Raw genomic sequence first — 11,642 nt, 5'->3', positions numbered from 1 at the left:
CCAGCTAAGCCATAAATGATAGCTATGTTCACTATGGGATCTTCACTGACAAAGATCAACTCACTAAGCTGCTGAAACACTTCCTAAATCATTTGTTGCTCAGCTTTTCAACAGATCGATTTTATGTTGGCCGTGATAGTGCTATAAAACTAAGTAATGAATCCACATAGGTAAACAGCGTGCCGCATCCCAAGTTGCCAATGTTCGAAGCCCTTGGACACTACATGGACTTACTCATGGACGCCATTTGCGTGGTCAACACCAACAATGAATTCGTCTATATTAGTGCCGGTGGTGAGCGCGTATTTGGCTATCCTCCACAAGAGATGATAGGCCGCTGTATGTTTGACTTCATCCACCCGGACGACCAAGCAAAAACCTTAAAGGTTGTAAACGAGATCGTCGCCGGTGAAGCGAAGATTCATTTTGAGAACCGCTATATCCGTAAGAACGGCGATGTCGCTCATATCGTTTGGTCAGCACGCTATTCACCCGATGACGATATTCGTATTGCCGTTGCGCGTGACGTGACAGCACATCGACAAGCCGAAAATCAGCGCGAAGAGCTACTAGAACAACTACAGCATAGTGCTCATCACGATTCGCTGACCGGCTTGCCCAATCGTAACTATTTTTATCGCCAGGCCGAATTACTGTTAGCCAGCAATAGCCCATTGGCCGTAGCGTACATCGATCTTAATCACTTCAAAGACGTCAACGACCGCTTCGGTCATGCTATTGGCGACGAAATACTGCGTTCCGCGGCGCGGCGATTAAAAGGTCAGATTCGCAATAACGATACAATCGCGCGGATCGGTGGTGACGAATTCGTCGCCTTGTTCGCCGACGTGGGTGATCAACAAACTGCAAAAGCTATTGTACAAAAGCTACATGATGCACTAAAAATTCCCATTCAAATGGATCATCTATCATTTGGCATTACCGCCAGTGTTGGCTGTGTGATCTCACGTGCACCTCACCCGCCACTCGAAACGCTGCTGCAGCAAGCGGACACCGTAATGTACAAAGCAAAACATCACCCGACGACCATCTCATTGATTACCCTGCTTTAAACATTACGCTATTGTCGCTAGGATTCGGCAGTTTATAATGGCCTTACTAAGCCACTCTTAAGGAAGAAAAATGAGTCAGGTATTGCAGGATTTATTAGACTTATTACGATTAGAAACCATCGAACAGGGGATCTACCGTGGGCAAAGCCAAGATTTAGGTTTCGGCGCAGTCTTTGGCGGTCAGGTGATTGGCCAAGCCCTTTCCGCGGCTAAAGAAACGTTGCCAGAGGATCGCAAGGTACATTCCCTACATTCCTATTTTTTACGCCCGGGCGATGCACAGAAGCCTATCGTTTATGACGTTGAAAACGTTCGTGATGGTAAGAGCTTTTCGACCCGACGCGTCAAAGCTGTGCAATATGGTAAGCCCATCTTTTACATGACTGCGTCATTTCAAATCGATGAACCGGGCTTTGAACATCAGGACACCATGCCAGAAGTTCCAGGACCTGAAGGGTTGGTGTCCGATATCGATATTTATCGCGAACATGCAGAACTCATTCCAGAACGTATACGCAATAAGTTTATCTCAGAGAAACCGATCGAAATGCGGTTTGTGACGGCGAACAACCCGTTCAAACCTAAAATTGATGCGCCAAAGCGCTACGTTTGGATCAAAGCCAATGGCGAGATGCCGAATGACCCACGCATTCACAAGTATCTACTGGCCTATGCGTCGGACTTTAACTTTCTGCCAACGGCATTGCAGCCGCATGGTGCGAGCTTTGCGCAGCCAGATATGCAAATGGCTACGATCGACCATTCAATGTGGTTTCATAAGGATTTTCGCATGGATGACTGGATGTTGTATGCGATTGATAGTCCGGTCGCCTGCGGCGCGCGCGGTTTAGTCAGAGGCCAGTTCTTTACGCGGGATGGGGTCTTAGTAGCATCAACCGCCCAAGAAGGCGTCATGCGTAAACACAAAAAGCGTTAATTTGTTCGTCGCCCGTGGTTCTACCACGGGCTTAGCTAAACGTTTTGACCATTTTTGTTGAATTCGACAGTCCCCGTGGTAGAACCACGGGCTACCCAAACAAACCACGAATTACGAGATGGTGAAGAAGAAGCCAGCGATGGCTGCGCTCATCATGTTAGCCAAAGTAGCTGCCAATAACGCTCGCAAACCTAAACGCGCAATATCATGACGTCGACTCGGCGCCATACCGCCAAGTCCCCCAAGTAGGATTGCAATCGACGAAAAATTCGCGAAGCCGCACAATACAAAGGTGATAATAACTTCACTGTGCTCACTAAGCTGCTCGCGGTAATTGACAAAATCGAGGTAAGCGACGAACTCGTTAATAACCAGCTTCTGACCAATAAAACTGCCGGCGAGTTGGGCTTCATCCCAGCTTACGCCAAGTACATACGCGATAGGCTGAAAAACATAGCCAAAGAGCTCTTGTAGTGAAAGGTCCGGATGACCAAACCAGCCGCCAACCCAACCGAAGATGCCATTGATAAGCGCAATTAACGCAACAAACGCAATGAGCATAGCACCAACGTTAATCGCCAGTTGCACACCGCTCGAGGCGCCCGCAGCGGCAGCGTCGATAACGTTGACTGCACGGTCTTCCACTTGGACATCACCGGCTTTTTGCGTGTTATTGCTCTCAATGATGTTTTCGATATCTTCGCGCGGTTTATCTAGCTCTGGCATGAGGATTTTAGCCATCATCAAGCCCGCTGGTGCTGCCATGAAGCTAGCGGCGATAAGGTATTTCAGTTCGACACCCACACCTGCGTATCCGGCAAGCACAGAACCCGATACCGAGCACATGCCGCCGACCATAACTGCAAACAGCTCAGAACGAGTCATGCTGGAAATAAACGGACGTACCATCATCGGTGCTTCGGTTTGCCCAACAAAAATATTAGCTGCTGCCGACATCGATTCAGGTCGGCTACTACCGATGATTTTTTGCAAGCCACCGCCCAGAATACGAATGATCCACTTCATGATGCCTAAATAGTAGAGCACGGAGATCAACGACGAGAAAAAGACAATAACGCTTAAGACTTGAATGGCAAAAACGAAACCAAAATCAGCCGAGGCCAAACCACCGAACATGAAATCGATGCCAGCACTGGTGAACGATATGATTTTTGAAACGCCTGAAGCAACCGCGTACAAGACGTCTTGACCAAAGGGCACGTACAAAACAAAGGCGGCAAGTAAAACTTGAATGGCAAAGGCGCCACCCACGGTGCGCCAGCGAATACTTTTGCGGTTGGTCGAAAACACTATGGCAATGGCAAACAAAATGGCGATGCCGAGGAAACTATTCATATAATAGACCGTTTATTTTAGTTAGTTCTTACTCCGCCAATAATTGACGGATTTTCGATTTTATAAGGTCGATGGCAATCTCATTTTGACCGCCGCGGGTCACCACCAAATCAGCAAACTGTTTCGATGGCAAAATAAACTCGAAGAACGCAGGACGCACGGTCTCCTCGTACTGCTCGGCGACCGACTGGATCGTACGACCTCGTTCCTCAACATCTCGGATCATACGGCGTAACAAACAGACATCTAGTGGCGTATCCATAAACACCGAGATGTCGAACAACTTACGCAAATGTGGGTCATGGAGCAACAAAATCCCTTCAACCATGATGACTTTGCCAGGCTGCACTTTGATGGTTTCTTCGGTGCGGGTGTGCGTTTTGTAGTTGTACTGCGGCATCGCTATGGAATTACCAGCACTTAATTGCTGAAGATGCTGCACCAAAAGTTCATGCTCAAATGCCGACGGATGATCATAGTTGGTTAACTGTCGCTGCTCAAAAGTTAAATGACTCTGATCACGGTAGTAGGCATCTTCATTCAAAATGGCAATACCGTTACCGCCTAGCTCGGCCACCAGCTCTTGGTAAACCGTCGAAGCGAATAAACTTTTACCTGACGCCGAAGCCCCAGCAATGGCTATGATCGTTGTTTTTCCCACACTCAAAATCTTCGTTTGCCCGACAACAACGCGCAATTATCCTTGATCCATTAACTAATTGGAAGCGTTGTCGATGTTTGACTGATCTTGTTACATTTTTTCACAGCTTACAAGATTACAACAAAGTCGCCCTCCTTTATGATGGCAAAGTTAATTAAAACAAAACGGAAGAAAACCATGCGATTATCGAAAACCCTAACAGCTATGGCTGTTGCCTCTGTTTTGCTTGGTGGTTGCCAAGCCACGGCACAGCAATCAGCCGCAAATGATCCTGTCGTGGTACAGCAGAACTTACCTGAAGTCGACATTAGCTATGAGAGCTTCACGCTGGACAATGGCTTACGCGTTGTTGTCCATGAAGACCGTAAAGCGCCTATCGTTGCAGTCAATGTTTGGTATGGCGTTGGCTCGAAAGACGAACCTGAAGGTAAATCAGGCTTTGCACACTTGTTTGAGCACTTGATGTTCAACGGTACCGAAAACTACGATGATGAGTATTTTGGCCCGTTTGAACGCGCTGGTGCGACCGACATGAACGGTACCACCAACAGTGACCGCACGAACTACTTCCAAAACGTTCCGACCCCAGCCCTTGATATGGCACTGTGGATGGAATCTGACCGTATGGGCCATCTACTTGGCGCCATCACCCAAGAGAAACTCGACGAACAACGCGGTGTTGTTCAGAACGAAAAACGTCAAGGCGAAGCTCAACCCTACGGCCGCGTATTCGGTTATTTAGCAGAGCAAACTTTCCCTGAAGGCCACCCGTACTCATGGTCAGTCATCGGTTCGATGGAAGACTTGAATGCAGCATCATTAGATGACGTACATCAGTGGTTTAATGATTACTACGGTACCGCTAACGCCGTCGTTGTGCTTGCAGGCGACATCGATGTCGAAACTGCCAAGGCCAAAATGAATAAGTACTTTGGCCACATCGACGCAGGTAAGCCATTGAAGAAGATGAAAAGCTGGGTAGCTAAACGCGAGGGAACTAAGCGAGCTACAATGGAAGATAATGTTCCTGCAGCGCGTTTGTACAAGCTTTGGAACACAGCTGAAATGGGCACCGCGGACTCAGAATACTTGAGCATGTTGGTCGATATTCTCGCAAGCGGTAAGAACTCACGTTTGTATCAGCGTCTCGTTTACGATGAGCAAATTGCGAGCATGGTTTCCGGGTTCCAGTATGAACGTCAATTGGCCGGTCAATTTTTCGTCATTGCCGATGCTAAGCCAGGCGTTGACATGGATCGCATTGAAGCCATCATCGATGAAGAACTTGCGAAAATCATCGCTGAAGGTCCAACTGCCGAAGAACTTGCGCGTACCAAGTTCAGCAACGCTGCTGGCTTTGTTCGCGGCGCTGAGCGTATTGGCGGCTTCGGGGGTAAATCAGACATTCTTGCGGCCGGTACCGTTTATCACGACGACCCTGGCTTCTACAAAACCTCGTGGGATATTATCGAAAAAGCCACCCCTGCCGATGTACAAGCAGCTGCAGAGCGTTGGTTAAGCGATGGTGCTTTTGTTTTGAATGTTGTACCACAACCTAAATACACCACGGCTGAGCCGCAAGCTGACCGCTCGCAATTGCCTGAAGTCGGTGAATTACCGCAGCTTGACCTGCCGGAACTCACCACCTTCACCTTATCAAATGGCCTTGAAGTTGCGTTAGCTGAGCGTCACGACGTACCTACGGTGCAAATGCGCCTCATCATTGACAGCGGTTACGCTTCGGACTTTGGTGCTAAAGTTGGTACTGCGAGTTACACCATGAGCATGTTGCGGGAAGGCACCACCTCGCGTGACAGTCTTGAGCTAAGCAAAGAACTCGAGTCACTTGGTACCAATTTGTACGCTAGTGCGAGCCTTGATAACTCGACCGTCAGTATGGATAGCTTGGTATCTAATCTTGAACCAAGCCTTGAAATCATGGCTGACGTACTGATGAATCCAGCTTTCTCAGAAGAAGAAATTGAGCGCAAACGCGGCTTGTGGTTGGAAAACATCAAGAAAGAAAAGGCCCAGCCTACAGCGATGGCCTATCGAGTACTACCGAAACTGGTGTTTGGTGACAATCACGCCTACAGCGTACCGCTTACGGGTTCAGGTACCGAGGCATCGATTGCGTCACTCAACCGTGATGACTTGGTTGCTCACGCCAACACGTGGTTACGCCCAGACATTTCGCGTCTCGTGATTGTTGGTGCAACCACTGAAGCCGAGATCAAACCATTGCTCGAAGCTTATTTGGGCGAATGGCAAGCGCCTGCAGCCAATGCGCCAGCGAAGCAATTTACTGACGTCCAGCCGCAACAAGAAGCGCGGGTGTTCTTGATTGACCAACCAGGCACTCCGCAGTCAACCATTATTGCTGGCCACTTAGCTCCGCAAGATGGCGTGGACAACGAGATTGCGATTGATGTAATGAACACGATCTTAGGTGGTAGCTTCACCAGTCGTTTGAACATGAACCTGCGTGAAGACAAAGGTTGGTCGTACGGTGCGCGTTCAAGCTGGTTCGCTGCAGACGAAGCCGGAATGATCCTTGCTTCTGCGCCGGTGCAAACCGATAAAACCAAAGAGTCGATTCAGGAGATCTTGAAGGAATTTAATGGTTACATGGGTGATGAACCCGCAACTACAGACGAGTTAGAGAAAGTCATCGCTAACAAGACTGCCAAATTGCCGGGTGCCTATGAAACCAAGTCTTCATTGCTCAGCTCTATTGTTGATACCTTGGAAAAAGGTAAAGGCATGGAATGGCTCGAAAGCTACGGTTCACGAGTGCGTTCATTGGAGCTTGATACGGTGCAGCAAACCGCTGACGACGTATTGCGCCCAGATGCGCTGACGTGGGTCATCATTGGCGATTTAAGTCAAATTGAAGATGACGTACGCGCACTGAACCTTGGTACTGTTACCAAGTTAGATAGCAACGGTAACGAAATCTAAGGTTGTCACTCTATCTTCGGATAGCTTTTAAGCCGCTCTCGTAGAGCGGCTTTTTTTTTGTCTACGACTATGGTCGTTTTGGCCTTTGTCGCCGTAGCATGTACCATGTTGGGTATTCGCATCTCTAGTAAAGGACGTAACCATGGAAATAATTAAAACACGCGCGGCGGTTGCTTGGGCGCCGGGCGAACCATTGTCAATTGAAGAAGTCGATTTGATGCCACCGCAGAAAGGCGAAGTCTTGGTGCGCATCGTCGCTAGTGGCGTCTGTCATACCGATGCTTACACTTTGTCTGGAGCTGACCCTGAAGGTATTTTTCCAGCTATTTTAGGGCACGAAGGTGGCGGTATTGTCGAAGCCGTTGGCGAAGGTGTCACCTCCGTCGAGGTTGGCGATCATGTGATCCCTCTCTACACCCCTGAGTGCGGCGAGTGTAAATTCTGTACGTCTGGAAAAACCAACTTGTGCCAAGCCATTCGCAGCACACAGGGACAAGGATTGATGCCAGACGGTACCACCCGTTTTTCCAAAGATGGCAAGCCTATTTATCACTATATGGGCACCTCAACTTTTGCCGAGCATACCGTCGTACCTGAAATAGCTCTCGCAAAGATCAGTAAAGACGCACCACTTGAAGAGGTTTGTCTACTGGGTTGCGGCGTCACAACTGGCATGGGAGCTGTAAAGAATACCGCCAAAGTTCAAGCGGGCGACACCGTCGCGGTTTTTGGCCTCGGTGGTATCGGCTTATCGGTTATTATTGGTGCCGTGATGGCCAAAGCCAGTCGTATTATTGCGATTGATATCAACGAAAGTAAATTCGATATTGCTCGGCAACTTGGCGCAACTGATTGCGTCAATCCGAACGATTATGACAAGCCGATTCAAGAAGTCATCGTTGACATGACCGACGGCGGCGTCGACTTTTCGTTTGAGTGTATCGGCAACGTTAAAGTCATGCGTTCAGCACTAGAGTGCTGCCATAAGGGCTGGGGAGAATCGGTCATCATCGGTGTCGCCGGAGCCGGCGAAGAAATAGCCACACGACCTTTTCAACTTGTCACTGGACGGGTTTGGCGCGGCAGTGCTTTCGGCGGCGTTAAAGGTCGTACACAACTGCCGGACTACGTGCAACGCTACCTGAATGGCGAATTTGAATTAAGCACGTTCATTACCCACACCATGGGGCTTAATGACATCAACAAAGCTTTTGAACTGATGCACGAAGGCAAATCTATTCGCTCAGTCATCCATTTCGACAAATAACGTCGAACAACTAACGAGAGCCGCAATGACAGACTTAAAATTAGTGTCGAGTGTGCGTTGTTTTGAGGGCGAACAGCGCCGTTATGAACATCAAGCTCGTACGCTAGATTGCACCATGCAATTTAGCGTCTACTTGCCACCACAAGCACTTAGTAGTGAGCACGTCCCGGCCGTATTATGGTTGTCGGGATTAACCTGTACCGATGAGAACTTTAGTGCCAAAGCCGGCGCGCAACGCGTTGCCGCCGAGCTCGGGTTAGCGCTTATTATCCCGGATACGAGTCCACGCGGCGACCAAGTTGCCGATGACGATGCCTATGACTTCGGCAAAGGTGCTGGCTTTTACGTTAACGCTACCGAGCAACCATGGGCGAAGCACTACCAAATGTACGATTACATCAGCAAAGAGCTGATTGAATTGGTGCATAGGGAGTTACCGCTTAACGGCCGTTTAAGTATCAGTGGTCACTCCATGGGTGGGCACGGTGCATTAATCATGGCATTACGTGAAACAGAACGTTTTGAGAGCGTTTCAGCGTTTGCGCCGATTGCTCATCCAAGCGCTTGCCCTTGGGGGCTTAAAGCCTTTACCGGGTACTTAGGCGAGGATCGAGCAACGTGGCAAGAATACGATGCCGTGACCCTTATGCGGCAAGGCCATCAATGCCCACCACTGCTCGTTGATCAAGGCAGCAACGATAACTTTTTAGCCGAACAGCTCAACTTTTCGCTACTTGAAGAAACCGTGAAATCACTCGATAGCCCCGGTCATTTACGCCTGCAAAAAGGCTACGACCACAGCTATTATTTCATTGCTAGTTTTATTGAAGAGCATTTGCGTTTCCATCACTCTTATCTAACTCGTTAAAAACTTGTAAAATACGTACTCCTTGCTAAGCTTTAGGTAGCGCGACTGATACTATTGTGCGCTTAAAGTTAAGGAGTACGCGCTTTATGTCACCCAATCGGGCAGCTGGCCTTATTGCAGCGGCTTATTTGATTCTTGGCCTCGTGTGGATTCGTTATTCTGACCAGTTTTTACTGGCGTTTGCGGCTGACTCGAATTTGCTCACCGAATTGCAGACATTCAAGGGCTGGGCATACGTTATCGTCACTGCCGTTATGCTGTTTTTTCTGGCGAAATACGCTCTTGATCGCGAACGCAACCTGTCTGAACGCGACCCCCTCACGCGACTGCTTAACCGCCACATGTTCAATCGTGAACTGCACAGTGAGCTCGCGTTCTGCGCTGAGCACGAACAGAATCTGACCTTAGTCGTGCTTAATATCGATGGTTTTAAACAGCTGAACAGCAACGCTGGTACTGAAGTTGGCGATCGCTTTTTACAAAGTGTTGCCAACCTACTGCGTGATCATTTTCAGCAACGTGTGCTTATCAGTCGTTTTGCCGGCGATGAATTTGCCATCGCCATTCCCGCAGCACGCTGGCCCGATCAGGTTCTCCCGCAGGCGCAACACTTGCAGCAATTGATTCGCACCATCACTATTCCTGAGTTGCCGGATTCTGCGCTATCAGCATGTTTTGGTATCGCGCGCTTCCCTCATGATGCAGCTAACAGCGAAGAGCTTATTGAAGCGGCGCTCATGGCACAGGACGAAGCCAAATCCTTAGGGAGTAACCGCCTACGAGTCTATAAAAGTGAATACGGTGAGAATGCTTCGAAGCGCACTAAATTACTATTTGATTTAAAAGCCGCTATTGCGAACAAAAAGCTAAGTGTCGCCTACCAACCACAATTTCGTCTGAACAATCATGAAATAAGTGGCGTGGAAGTGCTCGCCCGCTGGCATCATCCCGAAGAAGGTATGATCCCTCCTGATGTTTTCATTCCACTGGCGGAACAACATGGACTCATCTGCGACATTACCGACTTTGTCATGCAAACGGCGATCAAGGAATTGATCGAGAGCGATTTATTGTACAAATACATACCGCGTGTTTCTTTCAATGTTTCCGCGGCTGATTTTAACAACTCACAAAGTTCTGAGCGTTTCCTACACAACTTAGCCGAGCTCCCTGGCCATTGGTCAGTTGTCGAGCTGGAACTTACCGAAACCTCGGCGCTGCTTAATTTAGAAGGTGTCAAAAATGTGCTCAGCGTACTAACCCAGCGCGGTGTACAAGTCTCTCTTGATGATTTCGGTACTGGTTATTCATCGCTCAGCACGCTACGCCTTTTACCCATTCAAGAACTGAAAATAGACCAAAGCTTCGTGCGTGATATCGTGAAGAATGCGCAGGACGCGCGTTTGGTGAAAACTATCTTAGCGATGGCTCAGGCACTGCATTTGCGGGTTGTTGCCGAAGGCGTCGAAAGCCAGCAACAGGCCAGTTACTTAGAGCGCGCAGGCTGTGAAGAAGTACAAGGCTATTTGTACGCCCGCCCGATGAGTCTCTCTGCGCTGCAATCCTTTGTAAACAACATTAACTCGGCAAAAGCGCAGAGTTAATACGATTTTTCCCTTGCCGTTTACCAACGTACATAGCTTGATCGGCAACCCGCATGAGTTCCGTTACTGTGCAGTGCTCGGAATAATGCTCGCAATGGCAAATACCTATTGATAACGATACCTGCCAGCCGTACTGACGGGTCACTTCAAGAACCTTTGCTCGCACCCGCTCAAGAATAACTTCAGCGTCACCCACTGTGGTACTAGGATGAATCGTCGCAAATTCGTCGCCACCAATACGAGCAACAAAGTCACTCCCCCTACAGGTTTCTTTAATCGCACTCGCAATCGCTTGCAGCGCACGATCCCCTTCGTCGTGACCAAACTTATCATTAATTAATTTAAAGTCATCGAGATCGATTAAGGCGACCGAGAACCGATGGAGACCAGCTCGCAACTCTGCTATATCTTCGTCAAGTTCTTGATAAAAAGCACGGCGATTCGCCAGCCCTGTTAGGTAATCAGTTAATGCTTGTTTGCGTTCACTTTCCAGCTCGCGGCGAATTTTGTCTTCGGTTTGTTTGAACTGGGTGGCATCGCGAATAAAAGCAATCGCATAAGGCTCATGCTTGACTTGCACGTGGCTAAGCATGATATCGACATGAAACGACTCGCCGTCTTTGCGTACGCCTAAAAACCGGAACCCGCGTCCCATAGGTCGGTTCTGCTGGGTTTGAAAGAACTGTAACACGTGCTTTTCATGTTGCTCTCGAATCCCTTCCGGTAACAGCTTTGCCAAACTCGCACCGTGAAGTTCCGCATGTTCATAACCAAATAGCTCAGCAGCCAACTGATTCACCAACACTATCTTACCGTCTTTATTGACAACAAGGGCCGCGTCAGGAATGATTTCAATAAGTTCACTGAGGTCGCGCTCGTCTTTCATGCCCCTCTCGAATACCATGGAATTAATGC

The 11,642-nt window shown here is 48.7% G+C and carries 9 protein-coding genes; 6 read left to right on the top strand and 3 right to left on the bottom strand.

What is annotated here, in order from left to right; genetic code table 11:
* The first annotated feature begins 179 nt into the window (after positions 1-179).
* Positions 180-1,073, top strand: a complete 894-nt coding sequence (locus tag NV375_RS01130) for a sensor domain-containing diguanylate cyclase (RefSeq protein WP_258806603.1) — start codon at positions 180-182, stop codon at positions 1,071-1,073.
* Between the two features lie 70 nt (positions 1,074-1,143).
* A complete protein-coding gene (tesB, locus tag NV375_RS01125) occupies positions 1,144-2,010 on the top strand; it encodes an acyl-CoA thioesterase II (protein WP_258240544.1) in 867 nt (288 codons plus the stop codon).
* Between the two features lie 111 nt (positions 2,011-2,121).
* On the opposite strand, the gene NV375_RS01120 is transcribed toward tesB, so the two are convergent.
* Positions 2,122-3,366 (bottom strand): NupC/NupG family nucleoside CNT transporter, encoded by a 1,245-nt coding sequence (locus NV375_RS01120; protein WP_258806602.1) that lies wholly within the window; start codon positions 3,364-3,366, stop codon positions 2,122-2,124.
* Between the two features lie 28 nt (positions 3,367-3,394).
* On the bottom strand, positions 3,395-4,027 hold the full coding sequence (gene udk / locus NV375_RS01115) for a uridine kinase (RefSeq protein WP_258240546.1): 633 nt from the start codon (positions 4,025-4,027) through the stop codon (positions 3,395-3,397).
* Positions 4,028-4,204: 177 nt separating this feature from the next.
* On the opposite strand from udk, the gene NV375_RS01110 reads away from it, so the two are divergent.
* The 4 genes from NV375_RS01110 (at position 4,205) to NV375_RS01095 (ending at position 10,727) form a co-directional block, all read left to right on the top strand.
* The gene (locus NV375_RS01110; RefSeq protein ID WP_258806601.1) at positions 4,205-6,988 is read left to right on the top strand and encodes a pitrilysin family protein; all 2,784 of its coding nucleotides are present in this window, start codon (positions 4,205-4,207) and stop codon (positions 6,986-6,988) included.
* 142 nt (positions 6,989-7,130) lie between these two features.
* Entirely contained in the window at positions 7,131-8,255 is a 1,125-nt protein-coding gene (locus tag NV375_RS01105; RefSeq protein WP_309137181.1) for an S-(hydroxymethyl)glutathione dehydrogenase/class III alcohol dehydrogenase, read from the top strand.
* A 25-nt stretch (positions 8,256-8,280) separates the two neighbouring features.
* On the top strand, positions 8,281-9,123 hold the full coding sequence (fghA, locus tag NV375_RS01100; protein WP_258806600.1) for an S-formylglutathione hydrolase: 843 nt from the start codon (positions 8,281-8,283) through the stop codon (positions 9,121-9,123).
* Positions 9,124-9,209: 86 nt separating this feature from the next.
* On the top strand, positions 9,210-10,727 hold the full coding sequence (locus tag NV375_RS01095) for a bifunctional diguanylate cyclase/phosphodiesterase (RefSeq protein ID WP_258806599.1): 1,518 nt from the start codon (positions 9,210-9,212) through the stop codon (positions 10,725-10,727).
* On the opposite strand, the gene NV375_RS01090 is transcribed toward NV375_RS01095, so the two are convergent.
* Entirely contained in the window at positions 10,702-11,613 is a 912-nt protein-coding gene (locus NV375_RS01090) for a sensor domain-containing diguanylate cyclase (protein ID WP_258806598.1), read from the bottom strand. The two genes, NV375_RS01095 and NV375_RS01090, sit on opposite strands and share 26 nt — an antisense overlap.
* Positions 11,614-11,642: the final 29 nt, after the last annotated feature.

Origin of the sequence: Pseudidiomarina sp. CB1, assembly GCF_024752025.1 — a bacterium.
Taxonomy (GTDB): Bacteria; Pseudomonadota; Gammaproteobacteria; order Enterobacterales; family Alteromonadaceae; genus Pseudidiomarina.
Note: the sequence above shows the minus strand (reverse complement) of the source record. Positions and strands in the feature narration are given on the sequence as shown.

Bases quoted from the DNA above. Each gene is read 5' to 3' on its own strand.
- tesB (WP_258240544.1), top strand. From the start codon at position 1,144: ATGAGTCAGGTATTGCAGGATTTATTAGACTTATTACGATTAGAAACC.
- NV375_RS01120 (WP_258806602.1), bottom strand. From the start codon at position 3,366: ATGAATAGTTTCCTCGGCATCGCCATTTTGTTTGCCATTGCCATAGTG.
- NV375_RS01110 (WP_258806601.1), top strand. From the start codon at position 4,205: ATGCGATTATCGAAAACCCTAACAGCTATGGCTGTTGCCTCTGTTTTG.
- NV375_RS01105 (WP_309137181.1), top strand. From the start codon at position 7,131: ATGGAAATAATTAAAACACGCGCGGCGGTTGCTTGGGCGCCGGGCGAA.
- fghA (WP_258806600.1), top strand. From the start codon at position 8,281: ATGACAGACTTAAAATTAGTGTCGAGTGTGCGTTGTTTTGAGGGCGAA.
- NV375_RS01095 (WP_258806599.1), top strand. From the start codon at position 9,210: ATGTCACCCAATCGGGCAGCTGGCCTTATTGCAGCGGCTTATTTGATT.
- NV375_RS01090 (WP_258806598.1), bottom strand. From the start codon at position 11,613: ATGAAAGACGAGCGCGACCTCAGTGAACTTATTGAAATCATTCCTGAC.